Genomic DNA, 22,376 nt, shown 5'->3' with positions numbered 1-22,376 from the left:
GTCGTGGGGCAAGACGGCTAATCAGCCGCGGAATCGCTTGGCGCGGCGAGATCTGCGGTCGTGTCGACAACACCGTCGACAGCCGCAGCCTCGGGGACGGTCGCAACCGTCGTGATCGCCTTGGGGCTGCCGGAGCTGGCCTGCTGGATGTGGTGCTCAAAGTCGGTGTAGCCGGCGGCATCAAACATCCGGTCGGCCTCGCTTTCGTCGTAAAACAGCATGATCGCATCGGCGAGCTTCTGCATGACAACCGAGTTTGGATAGTCGGGGCCGACGACGAGCACGCGGCCGCCGGGCTTGGTGACCCGCCGGAACTCTTCGAGGGCGTCGACCGGGTTAGGCCAGTACTCGATCGAGCCGGACGACCAAAGATGGTCGAACGTGTCGTCAGCAAACGGAAGCCGTTCGGCGTCGCCGCGGTGGAATCTCACGCGGTCGTGTTTGCCAAACTTGGTGAAGGCTTTCTCCATCTGGTGGATCGACTGGTCGAGACAGTACACGGTGTCGGTGTGTTGGAGCAGCCCTTCGGTCGCAAACCCGGTGCCTGAGCCCACATCGAGAACGCGGTCGTCAGGCTGGATGTCGAGCCACGCGATAGCCTCGTCGCGCATCTCATCGTTCCAGATGAAGGGGTTGATTGTGTCGTAAACCTTCGAGAGATATTTGTAGAACAGGCGCGCTCTGGCCTTGTTCTCAAGGATTCCCATGTCACCCCACTCTATGGGCGGCGTGACAATAACGGTACGGATTTACCGAACCCACACACAGCCGACACAGACCCGTCGACACGCCGAGACGTTCCGCAAACACCTTATACGCAGCTACTGCAATTCTTGATGATTAGTGAGCATGCCGAGACAAGAGGTTCTCAACGAGATCAAGGCGGCCGAGGACGACGCCGAGGAGATCGTTGCCGAGGCGGAAGCCGACGCCGAGGAACGCATCGCCGAGGCCCGATCCGACGCCGACGAGATCCGCACGACGGCCGAGGAGGAGGCTGAACAGGACGCGGCCGACCGACTGGAGGCGGCCCACGAGGAGATCAACGCCCGCCGTGAGGAAATCCTCGAAGAGGGTGAGGCTGCCCGGGAGGAGCTCGTCGAGGAGGCCCAAGACCGGATCGACGAGGCCGTCGAGTTGGCCATCGACCGCTTCGAGGAGGCTGTGAATGCTCAGACCTGAGCGGATGAGCAAGGTCTCGGTGACGGGCTCAAAACGCGTTATCGACGACGTCATCGAGACTGTTCACTCGCTGAACCTGCTAGATCTGTCGGACTACGACGGCTCTTGGGAGGGCTTCGAGGGCGGCCGCTCCCTGGAGAGCGCGGCGGAAACCAACGAGCAACTCGTCACCGTTCGCGCACTCGAAAGCACGCTTGGAATCGAGGACAGCGATGCCGGCCAAACCCGGATCGTCGACCGCGAGGAGCTCACCGCCGAGCTGCCCGCGCTCCGTGAGCGCATCAACGACCTCGACGACCAGCGCAGCGAGCTCGAAACACAGATGCGTGAGATCGACGAAGAGATCGACGCAGTCGAGCCCTTTGCGCAACTCGGGCTCGATCTTGATCTGTTGGGCGGTTACGACTCTCTGGCCGTTCTCGTCGGCCAAGGCGACCGCGATGCCATCGCCGCGGCACTCAACGATGAAGCGGCAATCAATCGCTTCGAGATCTTCTCCGGCGGCGACACACAGGCGATCTTTGCGCAGCCAGCCGACGACCATGAGGCCACGAGCGAACTCATCGCCGACGCGATTGTCGGCGTCGAGTTTACCACGCTGTCGGTGCCTGACGCCGACGACTCACCCGAACAGTACGTCGCCGACCTCGAAGGCCAGCGGGAGACGGTGGCGGCCGAACTCGGCGAGGTTGAAGCCGAGTTGGAGACGGTCAAAGCCGAGTCGGCGGGCTTTCTGCTCGCGGCTGAGGAGTATCTCACCATCGAGGCCCAAAAGAAGGAAGCCCCGCTGTCGTTTGCGACGACGACCAACGCTTTTGTCGCCGAGGGCTGGATTCCGACCGCTCGCTACGACGAGCTTGAAGCCGCCCTTGACAGCGAGGTCGACGGGCCGGTCGATGTCGACGAGATCGAACGCGCACAGTTCAAGTCCAACGGTGAGACCCACGTTGAACAACACGGCGGGGCCGACGCGGCCGAAACAGCCACCGACGGTGGCGAGGTCGTCGCCGACGGGAGCGGAACGGTCACCATGGCTGATGACGGCCCGCCGGTCGTACAGGGCAACACTAGTGCGGCAAAACCATTTCAGGTGTTGATCGACGCGTTCTCACGACCAAAGTACTCGGAGTTTGATCCGACCGTGTTGGTCTTCCTGACGTTCCCCGTCATGTTCGGCTTCATGATCGGCGACGTGGGCTATGGGGTGTTGTACATGCTCATCGGCTACGTTCTCTACACCCGATTCGACGCCTCAGGCCTGCAAAGTATGGGTGGGGTCGCGATGTGGGCCGGCGGATTCACCGCGCTGTTCGGCGTGCTCTACGATGAGGTCTTCGGGCTACACCCCTTTGCCGAGCCGATGCCGGAGTATCTTGGCTTGGGATTCCTGACGCTGCATAAGGGACTAAAGCCCTACTACGCCGAGTGGGCACTCGCGTGGTTCTTCGTGAGTATCCTTGTTGGCGTCGTCCATCTTAACATGGGATATCTGCTCTCGTTCATCGAGGATGTCAACCTCCACGGCCTGAAAGACGCGGTCTTCGAGAGCGGCTCGTGGCTGCTCATGCTCAACGGCGTCTGGGCGTTCGTCCTCAGTGACCTCTTTAGAGCACAGAAGCCGGATTTCCTCTTTACCGTGTTCAATGAGGGCTCCGATGCCGCCGTCGCGTTGGGGTTCAACGGGTTTAGCGAGACGGTCGGGCTCATCGGCGGTGCCGCGTTCCTCGTCGGTGCCGTGTTGTTGGGGCTCGGCGAGCCGATGGAGATCCCAGAGGTTCTTAACCCATTGGTCAACGCACTTTCGTATACGCGGCTGGCGGCGGTGTTGCTCGCCAAGGCCGGTACCGCCTTCGCCGTCAATCTCATCGTCTTCGGTGCCTACTTCAACGGCGGAAACTTCCATTTCATCTTCACCGGGAGCGAGCTCAGCCAGCTCCAAGCGGAGGGTGCTGAGATCATGTTTGCGGGCCTGACGACAGGTGGGACAACCGGACTGATCGTCGGCGCGCTCGTGTTGCTTGTCGGCCACGCGGTCGTCTTGGCACTCGGTGTGACAAGCGCCGGGCTACAGGCCGTCCGCCTAGAGTACGTTGAGTTCTTCGGGAAGTTCTATGAGGGCGGTGGTCGGCAGTACATCCCGTTCGGCTACGACCGAACGCACACCACGACCGACAAAAATAGCTCATAACCGCACGCAGGTTCTCAGTTCGGTGTCGGTTGGGTTTCATTTCGGCGTCGGTGCGTACAAAGGCTCTCTGTAACACCGTCAAGCGCGTGTGCTTCTGCACAACAGTTGTCAGTCGAGCGACCGTATCAGACCACCGCTGCAACGGCACTGGTCGGAAACCTGATAATCGGTGTCATACCGGCTCACTGGTGGGACTATCGGGTTTGGGAAGCTTTATGAACTGTGTGGGAGCAATACCAATTGTTCGGCTATAAGCCAACGTTAGCGGACACGAGACACAATACATGAGCTTGGAACTTGCCACAGAAGCTAGTAGCGTTGTACTACAGAGTGGAGCAGCCGGTGGAGCAGCACTCGGCCCGGCCGCAGCGAGTGCGATCGCTGTCGGCCTCGCCGCCCTTGCCGCCGGCTACTCACAGCGAGGGATCGGTGCAGCCGCCGTTGGCGCGCTGGCCGAAGACGAGAGCCTCTTCGGAAAGGGCCTGATCCTGACGGTGCTTCCTGAAACGCTCATTATCCTTGCACTCATCGTTGTGGTTCTGATCGGTCTGTAAGGATATCCGGGCTAACAATGAGTTTGGAACACGTCGTCGACGACATTAAAGACGAAGCCCGCGCGCGTGCAGAGGAGATACGCGCCGAGGCCGAGGCGGAAGCTGAGACCATCATCGCTGAGGCCGAGGCCGACGCCGAGGCGATCAAAGACGAGCGCGCTGCCGAGGTCGAATCACAGATCGATCAAGAGCGCGAACAGGCGCTGTCGAGTGCGAACCTCGAAGCCAAACAGCAGCGGCTCGAAGCCCGTCGTGACGTGCTTGCCGATGTCCGCGAGGCGGTCGAAGGGGCGCTCGCAGAGCTGTCAGGTGACCGTCGCCAGTCGCTCACCCGGACGCTCATCGAAAACGCCGCGACGGAGTTCGACGACGACGCGACCGTCAGCGTCTACGGCCGGGACGGCGATCAGGAGCTCATCGAGGAGATCCTGACCGACTACGACGGCTTCAGCTTTGCCGGTGACCGCGACTGTCTCGGCGGCGTGATCGTCGAGAGCGACACCGCACGCGTTCGGGTGAACAACACCTTCGACTCGGTTCTCGACACCGTCTGGGATGAGAATCTGAAGGAACTTTCCGACCACCTCTTCGAGCAATGAGCACGCCTGAAATGGACGCATCGGCCGGCTCGCCCGGTAGCTCGAACCCCGAGTACGTCACCGCCCGGGTGCGAGCCCGGCGGGGCGTGCTGTTCGACGATGACGAGTACAGCAAGCTCGTCCGCATGAGCCCCGCAGAGATCGCCCGCTACATGGAGGAATCCGAGTACGAACAGGAGATCAACGCCCTCGGGAGCCGCCACAGCGGCGTTGACCTCATCGAGTACGCGCTGAACCGCAACTTAGCGCGGCATTTCAACGCGTTGTTGGGCTTCGCCGAGGGACAGCTGTACGGCCTCATCGCTCGCTACCTCCGGAAGTTCGATGCCTGGAACATCAAGACGGTGTTCCGCGGCGTCTACACCGACACAGACAGCGAGGCCGTCGAGACTGACCTGATACGGGCCGGCGAGTTCGATGACGCGCTGCTCAATCAACTGCTTGAGGCCAGCACCGTCGAAGATGTCGTAACCGTTCTCGATGGCACGATGTTCGGCGACGGGGTTGAGGCGGCCTTTGAGGACTTTCAGGAGACCGACACGCTGGTGCCGCTGGAAAACGCCGTCGATCGGGCGTTCTACGAACAGCTACTCGGCAACCTCCCTAGTGGAGAAGCCGTCGCCCTCTACCGGGAGTTTCTTCAAGCCGAGATCGATTTCCGAAACGTTCGCAACGCCTTGCGGCTCGCTCGCAGCGGCGCGGACATCGATCCCGGCGCGTACTTCATCGACGGCGGGCGGCTGTTTTCGGCCAGCGAGATGACGACGTTGGTCGGAAACACGGACGAACTCATCACGCGGATCAGAGAAAGCAGATACGGGAAACGGCTCTCAGAGCCGCTCAACGAGTTGGAGACCGCTGACAGTCTCATCGACTTCGAGCGCGCCTTGGAGGCGGTGTTACTACAGTACTCCAGACAGCTCGGCAACGTCCATCCGTTGTCGATCTGCCCGGTCGTAGCCTACATTTTGATGAAGGAGCGGGAAGTAACCAACATCCGTGCCATCGCTCGCGGCCGCGAGGCCGGGCTGAGCGAAACGGCCATCGAACAGGAGTTGGTGATTCTATGAGCCAGGAGATCGCGGTCATCGGCAGCCCGGATTTCACCACCGGCTTCCGGCTGGCCGGCGTGCAGACGTTCGAAAACGTGCCCGACGACGAGAAGGACGACGCGCTTGACGACGCCGTCGAGCGCGTCCTCAACGACGAGACCGTCGGTATCATCGTCATGTACGACGACGATCTCGATTATTTGTCCCGCGGAACGCGGAAGGCAGTCGAAACCAGCGTCGAGCCAACGCTTGTCACCCTTGGTGGCGGCGCGGGCAGCGGCGATCTCCGCGGACAGATCAAACGCGCCATCGGCATCGATCTGATGGAGGAAGACGACTAACTATGAGTCAAGCAACCCAACAGGACGCCGCAACCGGCGTCATCGAAAGCGTCAGTGGGCCGGTTGTCACCGCCCGCGATCTCGACGCCCGGATGAACGACGTCGTCTACGTCGGCGACGAAGGGCTGATGGGCGAGGTTATCGAGATCGAAGGCGACGTGACAACCATCCAGGTGTACGAGGAGACCTCCGGGGTCGGCCCGGGCGAACCCGTCGAAAACACGGGTGAGCCGCTGTCGGTCGACCTCGGCCCTGGCATGCTGGATGCCATCTACGACGGCACCCAGCGCCCACTTGACGTGCTGGAAGACAAGATGAACAGTGCGTTTCTCGACCGCGGGGTCGACGCCCCCGGCATCGACCTCGACAAGGAGTGGGCGTTCCAGCCCGAGGTCGAGGAGGGAGACGACGTATCCGCCGGCGACGTTGTCGGCATCGTCGAGGAGACAGTCACCATCGACCACAAGGTGATGGTGCCGCCTGACTCGGATGGCGGCGAGGTCGTCGCCGTCGAGTCCGGCAACTACACCGTTGAGGAGACGGTCGTCGAACTCGATTCCGGCGAGGAGATCTCGATGCATCAAGAGTGGCCGGTTCGGACACCACGGCCGGCTGTCGAGAAGAAAACACCGACACAGCCGCTCATCTCAGGGCAGCGCGTTCTCGATGGGCTGTTCCCGATCGCGAAAGGCGGGACAGCGGCGATTCCGGGCCCGTTCGGCTCCGGGAAGACGGTGACACAGCACCAACTCGCCAAGTGGGCCGACGCCGACATCGTCGTCTACGTCGGCTGTGGCGAGCGTGGCAACGAGATGACCGAGGTCATTGAGGATTTCCCGGAGCTGGACGATCCCAAAACCGGCAATCCGCTGATGGCCCGCACCTGCCTCATCGCCAACACGTCGAATATGCCCGTCGCAGCCCGTGAGTCCTGCATCTACACGGGGATTACCATCGCGGAGTTCTTCCGCGACATGGGGTACGACGTGGCACTCATGGCCGACTCCACCTCGCGGTGGGCCGAGGCCATGCGGGAGATCTCCTCCCGGCTTGAGGAGATGCCCGGCGAGGAGGGCTACCCGGCGTACCTCTCGGCGCGGCTCAGCCAGTTCTACGAGCGAGCCGGCTTCTTCGAGAACACCAACGGGACGACCGGCTCGGTGTCGGTTATCGGCGCGGTCAGCCCGCCCGGCGGCGATTTCTCCGAACCAGTCACCCAGAACACGCTGCGAATCGTCAAGACGTTTTGGGCCCTCGACGCGGATCTGGCCGAACGCCGGCACTTCCCGTCGATCAACTGGAACGAATCGTACTCGCTGTACCGAGATCAGCTTGACCCGTGGTTCGAAGAGAACGTCACCGAGGACTGGTCGGAGACCCGCCAGTGGGCTATCGACGTCCTCGACGAGGAAAGCGAGCTCCAGGAAATCGTGCAGCTCGTCGGCAAGGACGCCCTGCCGGAGGATCAGCAGCTGACCCTTGAGATCGCCCGCTACCTGCGGGAGGCCTATCTTCAGCAGGATGCGTTCCACCCGACGGATACGTTCTGCCCGCCGGAGAAAACCCACAGCATCCTCACGACAATCAAGACCTACAACGACGAGGCCTTCGAGGCACTCGACGCCGGCGTGCCGGTTGAAGATCTCGTCTCGCTTGACTCTACACCGCGTATCAACCGGATCGGCGTTCAAGATGAGTACGAGGAGTACATCGAGGAGCTGAAAGACGACATCACCGAGGAACTACGGGGGATGTACTAATGAAAGAGTACGAGACAATCAACGAGATCAGCGGCCCGCTCGTTTACGCCGAGGTCGACGAGCCGATCGGCTACGACGAGATCGTCGAGATCGAGACCGAGGACGGACGGACGCTCCGCGGGCAGGTCTTGGAGTCAAACGACGGCCTTGTGGCGATTCAGGTCTTCGAGGGCACCAGCGGGATCGACCGCAACGCCTCTGTGCGCTTCCTCGGCGAGACGCTGAAGATGCCCGTCACCGAGGATCTGCTCGGGCGGATTATGGACGGGACGGGTCAGCCGATCGACGGCGGCCCCGAGATCGTCCCCGAGTCCCGCGAGGATATCATCGGCGCGGCGATCAACCCCTACTCCCGGGAGTACCCCGAGGAGTTCATCCAGACCGGTGTGAGTGCCATCGACGGTATGAACACGCTTGTTCGGGGCCAGAAGCTGCCGATCTTTTCGGCGTCGGGGCTGCCACACAACGATCTGGCACTCCAGATCGCCCGACAGGCCAGCGTACCCGAGGAAGAAGCGGAGGGTGAAGACAGCGAGTTCGCCGTGATCTTCGGTGCGATGGGGATCACTCAGGAGGAGGCCAACGAGTTTATTGACGACTTCGAGCGCACCGGCGCGCTCGAACGCTCGGTAGTCTTTGCGAATCTAGCCGACGACCCCGCCGTCGAGCGGACGGTCACGCCGCGACTCGCCTTGACGACCGCCGAATACCTCGCCTTCGAGAAGGACTACCACGTTCTTGTCATCCTCACGGACATGACGAACTACTGTGAGGCACTGCGGGAGATCGGTGCGGCCCGTGAAGAGGTGCCGGGTCGCCGTGGCTACCCCGGCTACATGTACACCGATCTGGCGACGCTGTATGAGCGCGCCGGGCGGATTCAAGGCCGTGAGGGCTCGGTCACCCAGATCCCGATCCTCACGATGCCCGGCGACGACGACACCCACCCGATCCCGGATCTGACGGGGTATATCACGGAAGGCCAGATCTACGTCGACCGCGACCTCAACAGTCAGGGCGTCCAGCCGCCCGTCAACGTCCTGCCCAGCCTCTCGCGGCTGATGGACGACGGGATCGGCGAGGGTCTGACCCGCGAGGATCACAGCGACGTGGCAAACCAGATGTACGCCGCGTATGCGGAGGGTGAGAACCTGCGCGACCTCGTCAACATTGTCGGCCGCGAAGCGCTCAGCGATCGGGATAACAAGTATCTCGACTTCGCTGACGACTTCGAGACCGACTTCATCGATCAAGGGTTCGACACCAACCGCGGGCTGGAGGACACCCTCAATCTCGGCTGGGAGCTACTCAGCAAGCTACCGAAAGCGGAGCTCAACCGGATCGACGAGGAGTTCATCGAGACCTACTACGTCGACGACGAGGGTGAGGAAGTCGAAGCGACCGCCGACTAAGCTCGCTGTTTTCTCTTTCCTGTCGCTTCGGTTCGCTGTAACTCTCAGGCAGCGTCGCGTGCGTCGAGATAGTTGTTGACGAGCAGCGGCGCGATGACGCCAAGTCCCAACAGACTGGCAAACGGGAGCCAGCCGGGCAACGTGGTTGCGGTGTCGATGCCGACGGCGGCTGTCACGGCGACAGCGATGAAGCCGAAGATAACGATGTTGTCTCTAGAGGGCATGGCTGTCGGTGGCGGCTGTGACAGCAAAATGGTACTGGTGACTCAAATCGGCGTTATTCCACGTCGATCTCGTGGCCGCCGGGCGCGTCGGGATCGAGTTTCGGCAGCGTGACCGTCAGCGCGCCATTAGTGTAGCCCGCGGTTGCAGCCGCGGCGTCGACCGACTCCGGCAACCGTACCCGACGGCTGACCGACTGGTGGCTGCGTTCCTTGCGGTGGTAGTGGGCGTCGTCGTCGACGGTTTCGGTCTCAGCTTCCGCGCTGAGCGTAACAGAGTCCTCGTCGGCGTGGAGATCGATATCCGCCTCGGCGAACCCAGGGAGATCAGCGGTGACGACGATCTCCTCGCCGTGGTCGGCGACATCGACGCTGATCTCCGAGAGGACACTGCCGCCCTCAAAGGTGCGGCTCAGCTCGCCGAACTGGTCGTTCATGCGCTCGATCAGCTCGTCAAGCTCCTCGAAGGGGTTCGGTTTCTCAGGCATACCCGATAGTTACCCCTGAATCGGCTTCAAGCTTTTCGTCGTTTTCACAGCGACAAAAAGCAAATAGCTGCCGGCAGCTCAGTACAGAACGTGTTTCGTATCGTAGGAGCCGAGATTGCGAACCCAGCCGTCGGCGGCCAGTTCCTCGATCTCAGCGAAGGCCTCCTGTACACGGCTCTCGTAGACGCCGGCCTCGATGTCGAAATGGAAGAGATAGTCGCCGAGTCTCGCGCCGCTCGGACGGGATTCCACACGGGAGAGGTTGATATCACGATCAGCAAACGCCTCCAGTAGCTCCAACAGTAGGCCAGGATAGTTAGCGCTGGGGTAGACAATCAACGAGGTTTTTCCGCCGGCGTCGGTTCGCTCCGCGGCGGGCGCAACGACGAAAAACCGCGTGGCGTTGGAGTCCTGATCTTGGATATCCTCGGCGAGAATCTGGAGGTCGGCCCCGTTGGTCGCGTTGTCCGGGTGGCCGATGCCGGCGATAGAGCTATTCTCGCGGGCCGACTGGACGCCGCGGGCGGTGGAGGCAACGGCCTCCTGTGTGGCGTTGGGATAGTGCGCTTCGAGGTAGCTGCGACACTGTGCGAGGGCTTGGGCGTGGCTGGCGATGGTGTCGAAGGAGTCGCCTTGGGCGAGCAGCGCGTGGCGGATCGGGGTGACGATCTCACTGGTGACGCTCACCTCGTAGTCCGCGAGGGCGTCCAGCGTTTCGGTGACGCTGCCCTCGATGCTGTTTTCGATCGGGACGACGCCGCGTTCAAACTCGCCGCCCGCGACGGCTTCGATGATGGCAGTCACCGACTCGCGGAAGGCAACATCGTCGGCAACGGCGCGGGCGGCACGGTGTGAGTAGGTTCCGGTCGGGCCAAGCGTCACTGCGTTCATTGGTTGCTCTTTAGCAAGCAATTTGAAAAACGCGTCGGGAACGGCTCAGAACCGCGATTCGAGTTCGTCACGCAGATCATCGACATCCAACCCCTTCATCGCAAACAACACCAGCAGATGGTAGACGAGATCCGCTGACTCATACTGAAGATCGTCAAGGTCGTCATCTTTCGCCGCGAGTATCACCTCGGTCGCTTCCTCACCGAGTTTTTCGAGTACCTCATTGTCGCCTTTCTCGTGGGTGAACAGCGAGGCCGTATAGGAGTCTTCCGGCAGCTCTGCCTGCCGCTGTTTAATCGTCGCAAACAACGAATCGATGACGGCTTCGGGAGCAGCGGCATCGTCAACCCCGTCGAACCCGGTTGCAGTATCATCGCTCATTGATTGGCCTCCGGGGTCTCGGCTGCGGCCGGGTGACCGTCGAACAGCGCGAGTTCGTGTAAGCGACTGTCCTCGGTCAGTTCGGGATGGAACGAGGTGGCGACAACCGGCCCCTGCCGGACGGCAACCGGGCTGTCTTCCCAGTCGGCAAGTACCGCCACGTCCTCGCCGACCGATTCGACCAGCGGGGCGCGAATGAACACCGCCGGAAACGGCTCATCGAGACCAGCGATATCGAGCGGGGCTTCGAAGCTATCCCTCTGGCGGCCGAATGCGTTGCGGTCGACCGTGATATCTAGCATATCGAGCGACTGGACACGCTCATCTTGTGGATCGCGGGCGGCGACAATCAGCCCGGCACAGGTCGCCAAGATCGGCTTGCCGCTCTCGACGTGAGCGTTGATCTCCTCGTCGATACCCTCGTCAGCAAGCAGCCGTGAGATCGTTGTCGACTCCCCGCCGGGCATGAGCAACACATCGCAGTCGTCGACGAGTCCGGCCTCGCGGATCTTCGTGATCTCGGTGTCGACGCCGCGAGCATCGGCGACACGCCGGATCGCGGCGGCGTGTTCGCTCACGTCGCCCTGAACAGCAATCACGCCAACATGCATACGGATAGCTGGCGCGCTGGGGACAAAAGCTACCGGATCGATCAGGCGACCGTCAGCGTCAGCACCTGCACAAAGACGCCAAAGAGGACGCAGAACGCCATCACAGTTTTCGGATCGATACGGATCGCGTTGCGATCCTCGGAGTCGAAGTACCGCACCAACCCGGCACTGGACATCAGTCCGCCGGAGTTCCCACTGGAAGCCATTGTCGACAGTCGCCACTTTGGCGACCTAAGCGTTTCGGCTTCGACCGCGGTCGTCATCGACCGCCAACAACGGGGAGGAAACGCTTATGACCGCGTCGGCGCAACAGTTTGCCGCACGATGACTGTTCGACTGACAGACTTTTATGCCGACTGGTGTGGCCCGTGTAAGACGCAGGATCCGATCCTCGAAGAGCTGGAGGCCGACTACGAGGACGTGGAGTTCGCCAAGGTCGACGTCGACGAGGAACAGGAGGTCGCCAACGAGTACCAGGTGCGATCGCTACCGACGCTTGTCATCGAAAACGACGACGGGATCGTCGAGCGGTTCGTCGGCGTCACCCAGCGCGGCGATCTTGAGGACGCCCTCAGCGACGCCGGCGTCTAAGGCGGTCGGCGGCACTGTTCTCGGAACTGTTAAACAGTAACCCTGACAAGTATTGGGTATGCCAACCAATGATGTCGCCACCAGCCGGACGCTCAACAAGCAGATCTGCATGCGGTGTAACGCGCGCAACGCGCCGGACGCCGACAGCTGCCGAAAGTGTGGCTACTCGCGGCTTCGCCCGAAAGCCAAAGAGCGACGCGCAGCCTGATTCTGCCGGTTGGGTTTCCAAGGGCCTCTCGGCCGCAAGCGACAGCTGTGTCATCGACACCGCTGTCGGCGGTGTTCAAACAATGACACCGTCGCTGTCGGCGATACCGAGCAACGACCACAAGCGACCTCACCGGATCGAGATTACCCGTCGGGATACTTCGGCTCCCGGCGTTCGGCGCGCTCAAGCGCACGCTCGATGACGGTTCGCACGTCGTCGCCGGCAGGCTCAGCGCGGAAGGGGTCGCCATGGCCGGCGTACATCGCCGACACCGAGTCAGGAAGTCCGTCGAGAATCCGTTCGAGACTTTCGATCAGTCGCTCGCGTGACTGCCCGCGGCGATCAGTGCGGCCGAAGCTGCCGTCGTCGAACGCGCCATCGTTGTAGACGACGACATCGCCGCTGAACAGGGCCCTATCACTTACCAACGACAGGTGGTCGCTCGCATGACCCGGCGTATAAATCGCGTCGAACTCGTCGTCGCCGATAGCGACGCTGTCACCGTCGTCGATGGCGACGGTTCTGCGTGGATGGTCGGCGTAGGCGTAAAGATCAGCATCAAAGCGATCTAAGACGGCGTCGAGTTCGCCGACGTGATCGCCATGCTGGTGGGTGAGTACAACCCGATCGAGGTCAGCAACGTGGTCGGCGATCACGTCGGCAACGCCGGGCATGGTGCCAGCATCGATAAGCGTCGGCGTCTCGCCGTCAACGAGATACGCGTTGCAGGTGAAGACATCCGCACCGTCAGTAACAACAGTCGGCTCCATACCGGCGGGACGTGATCGACCAGCAAAAGTCCCCGGCGTCGGCTGGCTACTGACACTCAGCCTGCACGGGGATTTTTCACTGTTGGAGCCATCTATGTGTATGTATGGGATTCGGAAGCTACGATGAGTCTGAACAGGAGAACCAAGATTTTGATACCGACTTCGAGAACGACGACGGGCTCGACGCCGGCGAGGCCGAACACAAAGGCAGCGTTGATTTCGAGATCGGTGCGTCCAACGACGAACTGCTCGACAGACTCGAATCGATGAAAGACGACCCCGCAGAGTAAGCCGCTGCTGCGATGGCTCCGAAGCCCGGCAGTCGGGCGGTCGGCATCGCCGCCTCCGATGGCCCTGACTACAGCCAGTTATGTGGGGCCGTCGTTCGTGCCGACCGCGTCGTTGAGAAGTGTGCCTTCGCGCGTTGTACGACCGGTGGTAGCGATGCGACCGCCGCGTGTGATGACCTACTCGACCGGCTGGACAGACCGGACGCTCAGTGGGTACTGTTCGCCGGTGTCGCCCCCGCGTGGTTCAACCTCATTTCTCTCGACGATGTGCACGCGGCCGCCGACCGGCCGGTGATCGCGGTCGCATTCGAGGAGAGCAATGGACTGGAGAAACCGCTCCGAGAGCACTTTTCTGGCGAGGCGTTAGATCGACGGCTGGCTACCTACCGGGAGCTCCCGGCCCGTAAACCAGTCACCGTCAACGACACTGAGCTGTGGCTCCGAACGGTCGGCATCGACACGGTCGACGCCACCGACATCCTTCGTGCGTTTACTCCCGACAGCAACGAGCGTCCCGAACCGCTCCGGGTCGCTCAACGGGCTGCCCGCGCAGGACGCCAACAGGCCGAGCGGTTCGGCTGGGAGACCGCCGGCGACGCGGCGACCGACAAACCGACCGACAGTTAAGCCGCCCGCCCCACCGGTTGGTATGGACGGATTCGACGGCCGGTGTGTCACCGACTGCGAACAGTGTCCCGACCTTGTCGCCTCCCGGAGTCGGATTGTCAACGGCGTCGGCCCAGATGATGCCGAGTTGGTGTTTGTTGGCGAGGCCCCCGGCGCGAATGAAGACGAGGCGGGCGAACCCTTCGTCGGCCGATCGGGCTCGGTGCTTGATGACGCGCTTGATAACGCCGGCGTCGATCGATCGGCTGTACGAATCACCAACTGTGTTCGGTGTCGACCCCCAGATAACCGTGATCCGACAACTGACGAGCTTGCCAACTGCCGCGGCTATCTGGAGACCGAGATCGAAACCGTCGATCCGACGCTGGTCGTCACTCTCGGGAAGGTGCCGAGCGAGCACCTGCTGGATCGGTCGGTTGCGATCACAAAGGAGGCGGGCGACGTTGTCGACTGTCGGCTTGGCGATCGCTCACAGCGGGTGTTGCTGTCGATGCATCCGGCGGCGACGCTGTACGACGCCAGTCAGCGAGACGGCTTCGAGGAGACGATCGTGTCGGCGGTTGGGCTTGCTGGACTGGGCGACGGCGGCAACGATGATGGCGACGGCCAGTCGAGACTCGGCGAGTTCTGAGCAGTCCGCTCGCTGGGGTTTTCTGGCTCTGAAACGCGGCGCAGCGGTTACATGGGTAACGATCAGTACATCCGATGGGGCCATCCCATCGGCCGTCGGTTCCCACCCACCGACGGGTCATGTGTTGTGTCCACGCCCCTGGCGGCCGGTGCTACCCCAGTAGGGCCGCCGCTCTCTCATCGCATTCAGATAGCCGGCAACCCGTAGGTATCGCGGACGGTCTGAGCCAACATGCCGTCTTTGCGGAAAACGATATACACCACAACAAACGGCTCGTCGGCGGGGTTGAGAACGAAAACGGCACGCTCGGCCTCGTCGTCGGACGCGTTGTCGACCGCATCGTCATCGGCGGTGGTATCAGCAGCACCCCCATCGTGGGTAGCGTTAACACGCTGTATCAGCGGTTCGATCGGCGTTGCGCCCGTCCGAAACTCCTCAAAGAGGTCTCGTGGCGGGTCTTGTTTGGCAAACACGTAGACGACGCCGTTAGGCTCCTTGCCGGTGCTGTAGGTCACCGCGGAGTTCATCGCCTCGCCGGCGACCTGTGCGTCGTGCCACGTTTCCTGGGCCTTCTCAAAGAGGCCAGTCACGCCATCGGCGTACTGGATCCGGGTGCGGTTCGTGATCGTACAGTCAAGAAAAGCGGCGTCGCTGTCGTCCCAGGCGAGTTCGGCCTCGACGACGTAGCCGGGTTCCAGCGATCTGATCGTGTCGACTGTCTCGGCGTCGATATCGTGTGCGTCGGTCTTCGGGTCATCGACGGCTGGTGGGGTGACGGCGATCGGGCGCAGATCAGCGTCGGGATCCTCGCCGGTTGCCGCAGCGATAGCGTTGGCAAGATCGACCAGCAGGATCGTGCCATCCGGGCGACGGTCGAGAACGCGAAACCGGCCGGTCGTCGTCGGCTCCATACCGCTGCTTATCGAGGGGCGCGAATAAGCCCCGCGGCTTGGGGTTGGGAGTCGACAAAAGGACACGTTGGGCCGAATAGCTATACAGCCGTAGCCGGAAATGCCGGCATGAGCGACACCGAACACAATGTGGTGGGTGGCGAGTTACAGCCCTGTAGTAAGCGTCCTGAAACCGGGTTTTTGCGCGACGGGCACTGCCGACAGCTGCAACGTGATCCCGGCCGCCACGAGATCTGTGCGGTGATGACACAGGAGTTCCTCGAGTACAGCCGCGAACAGGGCAACGATCTCATCACCCCGCGGCCGGAACTCGGCTTTCCCGGGTTACAGTCGGGCGACCGCTGGTGTATCTGTCTCCCCCGGTGGATCGAAGCCCGAGAGGTTGGCCACGCGCCGCCGGTTGTGCTCGAAGCGACAAGCGAGGGCGTCCTCGATGAGCTCTCGGTCGAGGAACTCCGCGAGCACGCCGCCGAACCGCCGGAGGACAGTGCTGATCACAGGTAGTTTCGACGGCTGAAGCGCAGCGCGGCATCGATTTCCGGCGCAGATCGGCAGTGCGGTCTACAACCGATAGCACAGCGGTCATATCACTCCCCTCGTCATGTTCGATTCGACCGGGGCAATCATAGACGGCTGAACCGGTGTTTCTCGTGGTGAAGCCGCCCATCAGAGTTTATAAAAACGGATGGACATGTTCGCAACAGTATGCGGAAGCATCCAAAACCGGATCTCAACACAACCGATGGGGTAACGTTGCGACGGATACTGGCGTTCTTTGTGGATGGCGTGTTGATCGGGGTGCTCGGGGTTCCCTTCATCTTGCTCGGCCCGGTCGCTGGCGACCTCATCACACTGCTCTTTTTGAGTGTCTACGTCCTGGTCGGACTCATCTATGCCCTGCTGCTCGAAGGTCTACTCGGCTACACACCGGGGAAATATCTGTTCGGCTTGGTCGTGGTCAAATCGGACGGGTCGCAATGTACGATCCCGGCATCGATGCTCCGGAATCTGGCGTGGATCATCGACGCACTCCCGACACTGAACCTTGTCGCCATGATCTCGATATATCTGACCGACAAGGATCAGCGGGTCGGCGATCTCGTGGCAGACACCATTGTCGCTAAACAGCGGTGACAGAACCACGGAGTGGCAGCTGCGGTCAACGCCCCCATCTTTTTGATAACGGTGACAGCGATGAGTACGCTATCGGTAAACATGGCGATACTGAGGCCACCGCACCGGCGGCGTTGCCGTCGACACCCCGCTTTCGATTCGTTTGCTGAGTCGGTGAATGCCGAGCATCCCATAGACTACAAATAAAACGGATAGCACCAGTGTGGTCAGCATCAATTCGGAAGCGGTTTGTTTGGATACGATGTTACAGACACCAGCAATTTTTTTTTTGTATGCTGGTGAGCAACGCGTATTTGTCGACTAGTCGAAGGATATACGTCTTGAAAATATAGCTGCAATGATGACACAGCAGTACTCACGACGATCTGTGCTGAGTGCGGCGACCGTCGGCACCACCATTTCGGCAGCCGGTTGTCTCGGCGGTGGCGGCGGTGGCGGCCAAACAGTGCGGATCTCTGGCGGCGTCGGCCCGTTACCGATGGTACAGGTGTGGGCCGATATCTACGCTGAACAGAGCGATCTTAGCTTCGATATTTCGGGTGGTGGCACCGGCGTCGGGGTGTCAGATCTGTTCAACGAGCAGGTCGACGTGGCCATGATGGGGCGTGAGCCGTTTCAGGAGGAACTCGAACGTGGATTGGTCGCGGTGCCGATGTTGATCGATACCGTTGTCGGCACCGTCAATCAGAACAATCCAGTAATCGATCAGATTCAATCACAGGGGGTAACGAGAGCCGAGTTAGAAGCAATATTTACTAAAGAGATCACCAACTGGGGAGAACTGTTTCCGGATGCCGGTGTCGACGCCGAGATCGTCGTCTACGGCCGATCGGACGCCTCTGCGGCGTACAAAAAGTGGGGTGAGTTCCTCGGCGGCGAAGGCAACGCCTACACACAGGATGATCTTGAAGGGCTTTCCGACGGCAATTTCAACGGTGATCAGCCCGTCGCCCAGTCGCTTGGTGACAGTGAAAACGCCATCGGCATGAATAATATCAATTACGTTTACAATCTCGACAGCGGCGAACTCGACGGTGAGATCCGGCCGATCCCCCTCGATCAAAACGGCGATGGACTCTCCGAGTCGGAGTCGTTCTATCAAACCCGTGGTGAACTGCTTGCGGCCGTTGAGCGCGGCGACTACCCAGCACCGCCAGCCCGTGAGATGTGGCTCGCCGCAAACGGTGCCTTCGACGCCGCTGTCGCACCGTTTATCGAGTGGGTGCTCACTGACGGTCAGCAGTACGTCTCCGAAAACGGATACGTTCCCCTGACAGAAGACCGTCTTGAGGACGGACGAACGACACTTGAGAATAATACCGAATCGTGACCACTGACACCGACAGTCTTCAAAACCGGGCTCAGTCGAGTCGTCTCGGCCGACGGCTGCTCGCTGAACGTTACAGCAGCTACTGGCTCACCGGGGCGGGATATCTGGCGATCGCGCTGTTTGCGGGGATCACACTGCTGTTGTTTTACCGGTCGCTGCCGATTCTCTCGGAGTATCCGCTGAGCTCGATGTTAACCTCCGCAAACTGGGATCCTGCGGCGAACAACTTCGGCTTTCTACCAGCGATCGTCGGCACCATCTACGTCACCGCACTTTCGATGCTAATGGGGGTGCCGATTGCCCTCGGTGCAGCGATCTATATCGCCGAGTACGCTGAAGGCCGAACAAAAACGCTTGTCGCCGCGCTGATCGACGTGCTGGCGGCGATCCCGAGTGTGATCTTCGGGCTGGTCGCGCTGATCGTCGTTGTGCCGGTTATCGGTCGCTACGTGGCTCCGGTGTTCAGCGAGAACACTGTCGGCGTCGGCATCTTTACTGTCAGCCTCGTGATCGCGATCGTTGTCACCCCCTTCATGACCTCACTGTCGGTCGAATCACTCGAATCGCTCCCCGACGAGCTGCGGGAAACGTCGCTCGGCGTCGGCGCAACCAAGTTCGAGACCATCCGATCGGTGTTGCTTCGGGCAGCCGGACCGGGTATCTTTTCGGCGATTTTGCTTGGGTTTGGCCGCGTGTTCGGCGCGACAATCGTGCCTGCGTTGCTAATCGGCGGCCAGACACAGATCCCAAACTCAATCTTCTCGACGGGCCAGACCTTGCCGACGCTGATCGTCAACGACTTCGGCGAGTTGATGTCGCTGCCGCTCACGCAATCGGCGTTGATCTTCGTCGGGCTGATGCTCGTCATCGTTGTCTGGCTGTTTAATTTCGGGGCGATGCTCGTCCAGCAGCGACTCAAACGGCGGTGGCAGTACCAATGAACCGCTATATGACACAGCGGCTGTTCGGCATCGCAGTGCGGGCGGCCGCCTTGCTTGTCGTTGGTGTGTTGCTGTTGGTTATTGGGGTCACTGTTGCCAGAGGAGGCGGCGTGTTACTCGCTGATCCATCGATTGTATTCACACCACCTGGCTCGCGATACATGCTCGAAGGAACGGGCGGCTTTCTGCATGCGGTGCTTGGTAGCCTCTTTATCGTCGGCCCGGCAACGGTCGTCTCGATGGTGGCTGCGGTGTCAACAGCGGTCTACCTCCAGAGCGACTACTCCAGCAGACGGTTTTCCGACGGTGTAAACATGTTTCTGAACGTGCTGTGGGGAACCCCGCCAATCGTCTACGGCGTCTTTGTGCTGACAATCATCATCGCCACGGGGGCCCAGACGAGTCTATTTTTCGGTATCATTGCCATCGCTATCTTCCAGTATCCGATTATGACGCGCTACACCGATGAGGCACTGCGCGCAGCCCCGGAAACGGTTCGAGAATCGACCTACGGGCTTGGCGCGACCCGGTTTGAGAGCATGCGAATGACCGTTCGGGCGGCTGCACCGGGCGTGATCGCCGGCCTAGTAATGGGGTTTGCTCGCGGTATCGGCGATGCGGCGACCGTGTTGTTTACCACCGGTCGAAGCACTCGAATGCCCGGAGGGCTGTTCGAGGCGGCGACGACGCTGCCAGTGCTCATCTTCGATCAGGCGATGTCGTTTAACGCCGAGGTTCGTTCCCACGCATACGCGGCGGCGTTCGTGTTGACCAGTGTCGTACTCGGCTTGATACTCCTCTCGAAGCTGTTAGCCGGCCGCTATGCGCGATATACACCCGGAGGAAACAGATGACAGATACCCCACTCACGACAGACCAGCTTTCAGTAACGTACACCGGCGACCGCGAGATCGAGGCCGTCAAAGGCGTCTCTATCGGCTTCCCAGCGAACACGCTCACAACGATCATCGGGCCGTCCGGCTGTGGGAAATCAACGCTACTGAAATCACTCAACCGGCTCCACGAGATTCAGGAAAACGTCACAATCGATGGCGATGTGTTGCTCTCAGGAGACTCAGTGTACAACACTGACGTGCCAGCCCCGGAGATACGCAAACGGATCGGCTACGTCCCCCAAACGCCGACCGCGCTGCCCGTGTCAATCTACGAAAACGTCGCCTACGGGCTTCGCATCCACGGTGACTACGAGTCGAAGGCCGATCTCGACGAAAAGGTCGAAACCTATCTCCGAAAGGTCAACCTCTGGGATGAAGTCGCCGACCGGCTTGACGCGCCGGGCGCGGAGCTATCGACCGGACAGATCCAGCGACTCTGTGTCGCCCGATCACTGGCCGTTGAGCCGGACGTGTTGCTCTGCGACGAGGTAACCTCCGCGCTCGATCCGGTGTCGGCCGAAAGCGTCGAAAAAACGCTCAAAAGACTAAAATCCGAATATACGATCATTCTTGTCACTCACAGTATGGCCCAAGCCCGCCGGCTTGCCGACGAGGTTGTGTTCCTCTATCTCGGAGAAGTTATCGAGAGCAACGATGTTCGGTCGTTCTTCGAAGATCCACAACAGGAGCGGACAAAAGCGTTCATTGGTGGCCCAACACCGGTCAACCGGGAAGATAACGCTACTGGGCCAACGACTACACCACCGACCTCTGCTGGGGGCGAAGGGCCAGCCGCTGGCGACGACAAGCAGTAAAACTATACTACTGTCTGCACTGTCTACCTCAGACATCGGTGTCCAGTGATATGCTGTAATCTGTGCTGTGAATCGTATCGTCGTCTATGGCTTAGTCTAAACCCGATGGGTATGTAGGGTGTCGAATGTGACCGCTTGACTAGATAGTACCTGCAGGAGAGATTAATAATTCCGCTATCAACGTTGAGGTTGAGCTGAACCCCTCAATCAACGAGTGACCGACACGCGCCTTCCACCTTGCACGCAAGTCGGTGACAATATCGCTGGTCTGGTGGTTGTTTCGGTCGGTTAGTCAAGACCAAATCCGAATGCGCGACCACATGGTGGCGAAGTTGCCTCAGTCAAGCGGATCCTCGATATCGCCGATGATCGTCTCCAGTAGATCGGTGACAGTCACCAGACCGACCACGTCGCCGTCCTCGATAACGAGCGCGAGTTCTTGGCGTTCCGTCTGGAACTGGTCGATCGCATCGCTCACGTCGGTATCAGGCGAGAGTGTCATCGGCGGGGCGGCCAGCGCCGACAGCGTCGTCTCGCCGCTGGACAGTTGCTCACGCTTGTTGAACAGCGTCGGGCTGTAGAGAACACCCTCGAACGCTGTCAGATCATCACCGACCAGCGGATACCGCGTGTGGGGCTTCGCCTCAAGCGTCTCGAAGTTCGCGTCGATCCCGTTCTCGGTGGACAGTGCCACGATCTCCTCGGGCGGAATCATGACCTCTCGCACCGACTGCTCGCCGATAGTCAGTGCGTTCATGATCTCCTCCCGCCGGTCGGCAGGCAGTTCGCCCTCTTCGAGCACCGATCCCAGCCGATTGCGGAGGTCCGCACGGGTTTCGATGACCTCCTTTTCCGTCTCCGTCCACGCCTGGGTCATCTCGATGCCGAACAGCCCGAGTGTGGCCTTGGCAACCGAGTCGCCGACCCAGATAGCTGGAGCCAGTATCTTCGCAAACCAGTACAGTAGTCGTGCGCCGTACCGCGCGACCTGTTTGGAGCGTTCGACACCGAGATACGTCGGTGTCTGTTCGCCGTGTGTGAGATGCACCAGATTGATGATGAGAAAGCCGAGCAGTGAGCCGGCACCGACAGACGCGAGCGTGGTGTTTTCGAACAGCGGCTCGATCAGGGCTGCCAGCCCGGGTTCGGCGATAATCCCGAGGGCGATACTCGTCGCGGAGATCCACACCTGACACGTCGTCAGGTAAAACTCCAGATCGTTGGTCATCTCCCAAGCGAGTTCAAGTCCGGGCGTGTCGAACTCGGATTCGGGGTACTGCCTGAGCCGGGTCAGGGCGAATTCGATGGCGACGAAGTAGGCGTTCACGCCGATAAGAACGATCCCACCAAGAATTCGGAGGGCGATCTCAAGCGGATCCATCGGTCGGCCATCCCGGAGGTAGCCTCAAAAAAGTGTTCACAGCAGCACAGAGACACCCCCGGGAGTAACTCTCGTGATAGCTACCCGATAGTTGGGATGCCGTGAGAATCGAAGGCTGCGAGTTCGAATGTGTTAGACTATACAGAACGCAATGGCTGTCTCGGAGGGGCC

Annotated in this window: 29 protein-coding genes; 19 read left to right on the top strand and 10 right to left on the bottom strand. The window is 60.8% G+C overall.

Going from position 1 to position 22,376, the window contains the following annotated elements; translation table 11 throughout:
* Positions 1–17 precede the first annotated feature (17 nt).
* Positions 18–707: a methyltransferase domain-containing protein gene (locus DP106_RS10030; RefSeq protein WP_120085062.1), complete on the bottom strand. Its 690-nt coding sequence runs from the start codon at positions 705–707 to the stop codon at positions 18–20.
* Between the two features lie 142 nt (positions 708–849).
* Between DP106_RS10030 and ahaH the strand changes: the two genes are divergently transcribed.
* The 8 genes from ahaH (at position 850) to DP106_RS09990 (ending at position 9,088) form a co-directional block, all read left to right on the top strand.
* On the top strand, positions 850–1,182 hold the full coding sequence (gene ahaH / locus DP106_RS10025) for an ATP synthase archaeal subunit H (RefSeq protein WP_120085060.1): 333 nt from the start codon (positions 850–852) through the stop codon (positions 1,180–1,182).
* Complete coding sequence (locus DP106_RS10020; RefSeq protein ID WP_120085059.1) at positions 1,169–3,370, top strand: V-type ATP synthase subunit I; 2,202 nt, start codon at positions 1,169–1,171, stop codon at positions 3,368–3,370. Before ahaH ends, DP106_RS10020 begins: the two co-directional genes overlap by 14 nt.
* A gap of 284 nt (positions 3,371–3,654) precedes the next feature.
* The gene (locus DP106_RS10015) at positions 3,655–3,924 is read left to right on the top strand and encodes a F0F1 ATP synthase subunit C (RefSeq protein WP_120085057.1); all 270 of its coding nucleotides are present in this window, start codon (positions 3,655–3,657) and stop codon (positions 3,922–3,924) included.
* Between the two features lie 17 nt (positions 3,925–3,941).
* The gene (locus DP106_RS10010; protein WP_120085056.1) at positions 3,942–4,523 is read left to right on the top strand and encodes a V-type ATP synthase subunit E; all 582 of its coding nucleotides are present in this window, start codon (positions 3,942–3,944) and stop codon (positions 4,521–4,523) included.
* Between the two features lie 11 nt (positions 4,524–4,534).
* On the top strand, positions 4,535–5,593 hold the full coding sequence (locus DP106_RS10005; protein WP_120085054.1) for a V-type ATP synthase subunit C: 1,059 nt from the start codon (positions 4,535–4,537) through the stop codon (positions 5,591–5,593).
* Complete coding sequence (locus tag DP106_RS10000) at positions 5,590–5,916, top strand: V-type ATP synthase subunit F (protein ID WP_120085053.1); 327 nt, start codon at positions 5,590–5,592, stop codon at positions 5,914–5,916. Before DP106_RS10005 ends, DP106_RS10000 begins: the two co-directional genes overlap by 4 nt.
* A 2-nt stretch (positions 5,917–5,918) precedes the next feature.
* On the top strand, positions 5,919–7,676 hold the full coding sequence (locus DP106_RS09995; RefSeq protein WP_120085051.1) for an ATP synthase subunit A: 1,758 nt from the start codon (positions 5,919–5,921) through the stop codon (positions 7,674–7,676).
* Positions 7,676–9,088 carry a V-type ATP synthase subunit B gene (locus DP106_RS09990; protein ID WP_120085050.1) on the top strand — a complete coding sequence of 471 codons (1,413 nt, stop codon included), beginning with the start codon at positions 7,676–7,678 and terminating at the stop codon, positions 9,086–9,088. The genes DP106_RS09995 and DP106_RS09990 overlap by 1 nt, the downstream gene beginning before the upstream one ends.
* A 44-nt stretch (positions 9,089–9,132) precedes the next feature.
* On the opposite strand, the gene DP106_RS09985 is transcribed toward DP106_RS09990, so the two are convergent.
* From DP106_RS09985 to DP106_RS09960, 6 genes are all read right to left on the bottom strand, one after another.
* A complete protein-coding gene (locus DP106_RS09985; protein ID WP_120085049.1) occupies positions 9,133–9,312 on the bottom strand; it encodes a hypothetical protein in 180 nt (59 codons plus the stop codon).
* A gap of 53 nt (positions 9,313–9,365) precedes the next feature.
* On the bottom strand, positions 9,366–9,797 hold the full coding sequence (locus DP106_RS09980; protein WP_120085048.1) for an Hsp20/alpha crystallin family protein: 432 nt from the start codon (positions 9,795–9,797) through the stop codon (positions 9,366–9,368).
* Between the two features lie 78 nt (positions 9,798–9,875).
* On the bottom strand, positions 9,876–10,688 hold the full coding sequence (gene pheA, locus DP106_RS09975) for a prephenate dehydratase (protein ID WP_120085046.1): 813 nt from the start codon (positions 10,686–10,688) through the stop codon (positions 9,876–9,878).
* A gap of 45 nt (positions 10,689–10,733) precedes the next feature.
* Positions 10,734–11,069, bottom strand: coding sequence for a phosphoribosyl-ATP diphosphatase (gene hisE, locus DP106_RS09970; protein ID WP_120085045.1), 336 nt, complete (start codon positions 11,067–11,069; stop codon positions 10,734–10,736).
* Positions 11,066–11,722 (bottom strand): pyridoxal 5'-phosphate synthase glutaminase subunit PdxT, encoded by a 657-nt coding sequence (pdxT, locus tag DP106_RS09965; protein ID WP_276310081.1) that lies wholly within the window; start codon positions 11,720–11,722, stop codon positions 11,066–11,068. Before pdxT ends, hisE begins: the two co-directional genes overlap by 4 nt.
* Positions 11,722–11,886 carry a preprotein translocase subunit Sec61beta gene (locus DP106_RS09960; protein WP_120085109.1) on the bottom strand — a complete coding sequence of 55 codons (165 nt, stop codon included), beginning with the start codon at positions 11,884–11,886 and terminating at the stop codon, positions 11,722–11,724. The genes pdxT and DP106_RS09960 overlap by 1 nt, the downstream gene beginning before the upstream one ends.
* 118 nt (positions 11,887–12,004) lie before the next feature.
* Between DP106_RS09960 and DP106_RS09955 the strand changes: the two genes are divergently transcribed.
* Both DP106_RS09955 and DP106_RS09950 read left to right on the top strand, forming a co-directional pair.
* A complete protein-coding gene (locus tag DP106_RS09955; protein ID WP_120085043.1) occupies positions 12,005–12,271 on the top strand; it encodes a thioredoxin family protein in 267 nt (88 codons plus the stop codon).
* A gap of 58 nt (positions 12,272–12,329) precedes the next feature.
* Positions 12,330–12,479: a 50S ribosomal protein L40e gene (locus tag DP106_RS09950; RefSeq protein ID WP_120085042.1), complete on the top strand. Its 150-nt coding sequence runs from the start codon at positions 12,330–12,332 to the stop codon at positions 12,477–12,479.
* 143 nt (positions 12,480–12,622) lie between these two features.
* Here DP106_RS09950 and DP106_RS09945 read toward each other — a convergent pair whose 3' ends face one another.
* Positions 12,623–13,249: an MBL fold metallo-hydrolase gene (locus DP106_RS09945; protein WP_120085041.1), complete on the bottom strand. Its 627-nt coding sequence runs from the start codon at positions 13,247–13,249 to the stop codon at positions 12,623–12,625.
* Positions 13,250–13,353: 104 nt separating this feature from the next.
* On the opposite strand from DP106_RS09945, the gene DP106_RS09940 reads away from it, so the two are divergent.
* From DP106_RS09940 to DP106_RS09930, 3 genes are read left to right on the top strand one after another with little or no spacing between them, the layout of a single operon-like run.
* Entirely contained in the window at positions 13,354–13,539 is a 186-nt protein-coding gene (locus tag DP106_RS09940) for a DUF5786 family protein (RefSeq protein ID WP_120085039.1), read from the top strand.
* Between the two features lie 12 nt (positions 13,540–13,551).
* Positions 13,552–14,166 (top strand): endonuclease dU, encoded by a 615-nt coding sequence (locus DP106_RS09935; protein WP_120085037.1) that lies wholly within the window; start codon positions 13,552–13,554, stop codon positions 14,164–14,166.
* Between the two features lie 22 nt (positions 14,167–14,188).
* Entirely contained in the window at positions 14,189–14,797 is a 609-nt protein-coding gene (locus DP106_RS09930) for a uracil-DNA glycosylase (RefSeq protein ID WP_120085036.1), read from the top strand.
* A gap of 185 nt (positions 14,798–14,982) precedes the next feature.
* On the opposite strand, the gene DP106_RS09925 is transcribed toward DP106_RS09930, so the two are convergent.
* Entirely contained in the window at positions 14,983–15,708 is a 726-nt protein-coding gene (locus tag DP106_RS09925) for a DUF6663 family protein (RefSeq protein ID WP_120085034.1), read from the bottom strand.
* 108 nt (positions 15,709–15,816) lie between these two features.
* Between DP106_RS09925 and DP106_RS09920 the strand changes: the two genes are divergently transcribed.
* From DP106_RS09920 to DP106_RS09895, 6 genes are all read left to right on the top strand, one after another.
* A complete protein-coding gene (locus tag DP106_RS09920) occupies positions 15,817–16,212 on the top strand; it encodes a DUF2237 family protein (protein ID WP_120085032.1) in 396 nt (131 codons plus the stop codon).
* 201 nt (positions 16,213–16,413) lie between these two features.
* Positions 16,414–16,842: an RDD family protein gene (locus tag DP106_RS09915; protein ID WP_120085031.1), complete on the top strand. Its 429-nt coding sequence runs from the start codon at positions 16,414–16,416 to the stop codon at positions 16,840–16,842.
* Positions 16,843–17,182: 340 nt separating this feature from the next.
* Positions 17,183–18,172 (top strand): PstS family phosphate ABC transporter substrate-binding protein, encoded by a 990-nt coding sequence (locus DP106_RS09910; protein ID WP_120085030.1) that lies wholly within the window; start codon positions 17,183–17,185, stop codon positions 18,170–18,172.
* The gene (pstC, locus tag DP106_RS09905; RefSeq protein ID WP_394343456.1) at positions 18,166–19,113 is read left to right on the top strand and encodes a phosphate ABC transporter permease subunit PstC; all 948 of its coding nucleotides are present in this window, start codon (positions 18,166–18,168) and stop codon (positions 19,111–19,113) included. The genes DP106_RS09910 and pstC overlap by 7 nt, the downstream gene beginning before the upstream one ends.
* Positions 19,110–19,967 (top strand): PstA family ABC transporter permease, encoded by an 858-nt coding sequence (locus DP106_RS09900; protein ID WP_120085028.1) that lies wholly within the window; start codon positions 19,110–19,112, stop codon positions 19,965–19,967. The genes pstC and DP106_RS09900 overlap by 4 nt, the downstream gene beginning before the upstream one ends.
* A complete protein-coding gene (locus DP106_RS09895; RefSeq protein WP_120085026.1) occupies positions 19,964–20,824 on the top strand; it encodes a phosphate ABC transporter ATP-binding protein in 861 nt (286 codons plus the stop codon). Before DP106_RS09900 ends, DP106_RS09895 begins: the two co-directional genes overlap by 4 nt.
* Positions 20,825–21,161: 337 nt before the next feature.
* Here DP106_RS09895 and DP106_RS09890 read toward each other — a convergent pair whose 3' ends face one another.
* Positions 21,162–22,205, bottom strand: a complete 1,044-nt coding sequence (locus DP106_RS09890) for a CNNM domain-containing protein (RefSeq protein WP_120085025.1) — start codon at positions 22,203–22,205, stop codon at positions 21,162–21,164.
* Positions 22,206–22,376: the final 171 nt, after the last annotated feature.

Origin of the sequence: Halonotius pteroides, assembly GCF_003605635.1 — an archaeon.
GTDB lineage: Archaea > Halobacteriota > Halobacteria > Halobacteriales > Haloferacaceae > Halonotius > Halonotius pteroides.
Note: the sequence above shows the minus strand (reverse complement) of the source record. Positions and strands in the feature narration are given on the sequence as shown.

Excerpts from the sequence above, each read along its gene's own strand:
- DP106_RS10030 (WP_120085062.1), bottom strand. The coding sequence starts at position 707 with ATGGGAATCCTTGAGAACAAGGCCAGAGCGCGCCTGTTCTACAAATAT.
- ahaH (WP_120085060.1), top strand. The coding sequence starts at position 850 with ATGCCGAGACAAGAGGTTCTCAACGAGATCAAGGCGGCCGAGGACGAC.
- DP106_RS10020 (WP_120085059.1), top strand. The coding sequence starts at position 1,169 with ATGCTCAGACCTGAGCGGATGAGCAAGGTCTCGGTGACGGGCTCAAAA.
- DP106_RS10015 (WP_120085057.1), top strand. The coding sequence starts at position 3,655 with ATGAGCTTGGAACTTGCCACAGAAGCTAGTAGCGTTGTACTACAGAGT.
- DP106_RS10010 (WP_120085056.1), top strand. The coding sequence starts at position 3,942 with ATGAGTTTGGAACACGTCGTCGACGACATTAAAGACGAAGCCCGCGCG.
- DP106_RS10005 (WP_120085054.1), top strand. The coding sequence starts at position 4,535 with ATGGACGCATCGGCCGGCTCGCCCGGTAGCTCGAACCCCGAGTACGTC.
- DP106_RS10000 (WP_120085053.1), top strand. The coding sequence starts at position 5,590 with ATGAGCCAGGAGATCGCGGTCATCGGCAGCCCGGATTTCACCACCGGC.
- DP106_RS09995 (WP_120085051.1), top strand. The coding sequence starts at position 5,919 with ATGAGTCAAGCAACCCAACAGGACGCCGCAACCGGCGTCATCGAAAGC.
- DP106_RS09990 (WP_120085050.1), top strand. The coding sequence starts at position 7,676 with ATGAAAGAGTACGAGACAATCAACGAGATCAGCGGCCCGCTCGTTTAC.
- DP106_RS09985 (WP_120085049.1), bottom strand. The coding sequence starts at position 9,312 with ATGCCCTCTAGAGACAACATCGTTATCTTCGGCTTCATCGCTGTCGCC.
- DP106_RS09980 (WP_120085048.1), bottom strand. The coding sequence starts at position 9,797 with ATGCCTGAGAAACCGAACCCCTTCGAGGAGCTTGACGAGCTGATCGAG.
- pheA (WP_120085046.1), bottom strand. The coding sequence starts at position 10,688 with ATGAACGCAGTGACGCTTGGCCCGACCGGAACCTACTCACACCGTGCC.
- hisE (WP_120085045.1), bottom strand. The coding sequence starts at position 11,069 with ATGAGCGATGATACTGCAACCGGGTTCGACGGGGTTGACGATGCCGCT.
- DP106_RS09960 (WP_120085109.1), bottom strand. The coding sequence starts at position 11,886 with ATGGCTTCCAGTGGGAACTCCGGCGGACTGATGTCCAGTGCCGGGTTG.
- DP106_RS09955 (WP_120085043.1), top strand. The coding sequence starts at position 12,005 with ATGACTGTTCGACTGACAGACTTTTATGCCGACTGGTGTGGCCCGTGT.
- DP106_RS09950 (WP_120085042.1), top strand. The coding sequence starts at position 12,330 with ATGCCAACCAATGATGTCGCCACCAGCCGGACGCTCAACAAGCAGATC.
- DP106_RS09945 (WP_120085041.1), bottom strand. The coding sequence starts at position 13,249 with ATGGAGCCGACTGTTGTTACTGACGGTGCGGATGTCTTCACCTGCAAC.
- DP106_RS09940 (WP_120085039.1), top strand. The coding sequence starts at position 13,354 with ATGGGATTCGGAAGCTACGATGAGTCTGAACAGGAGAACCAAGATTTT.
- DP106_RS09935 (WP_120085037.1), top strand. The coding sequence starts at position 13,552 with ATGGCTCCGAAGCCCGGCAGTCGGGCGGTCGGCATCGCCGCCTCCGAT.
- DP106_RS09930 (WP_120085036.1), top strand. The coding sequence starts at position 14,189 with ATGGACGGATTCGACGGCCGGTGTGTCACCGACTGCGAACAGTGTCCC.
- DP106_RS09925 (WP_120085034.1), bottom strand. The coding sequence starts at position 15,708 with ATGGAGCCGACGACGACCGGCCGGTTTCGCGTTCTCGACCGTCGCCCG.
- DP106_RS09920 (WP_120085032.1), top strand. The coding sequence starts at position 15,817 with ATGAGCGACACCGAACACAATGTGGTGGGTGGCGAGTTACAGCCCTGT.
- DP106_RS09915 (WP_120085031.1), top strand. The coding sequence starts at position 16,414 with ATGCGGAAGCATCCAAAACCGGATCTCAACACAACCGATGGGGTAACG.
- DP106_RS09910 (WP_120085030.1), top strand. The coding sequence starts at position 17,183 with ATGACACAGCAGTACTCACGACGATCTGTGCTGAGTGCGGCGACCGTC.
- DP106_RS09900 (WP_120085028.1), top strand. The coding sequence starts at position 19,110 with ATGAACCGCTATATGACACAGCGGCTGTTCGGCATCGCAGTGCGGGCG.
- DP106_RS09895 (WP_120085026.1), top strand. The coding sequence starts at position 19,964 with ATGACAGATACCCCACTCACGACAGACCAGCTTTCAGTAACGTACACC.
- DP106_RS09890 (WP_120085025.1), bottom strand. The coding sequence starts at position 22,205 with ATGGATCCGCTTGAGATCGCCCTCCGAATTCTTGGTGGGATCGTTCTT.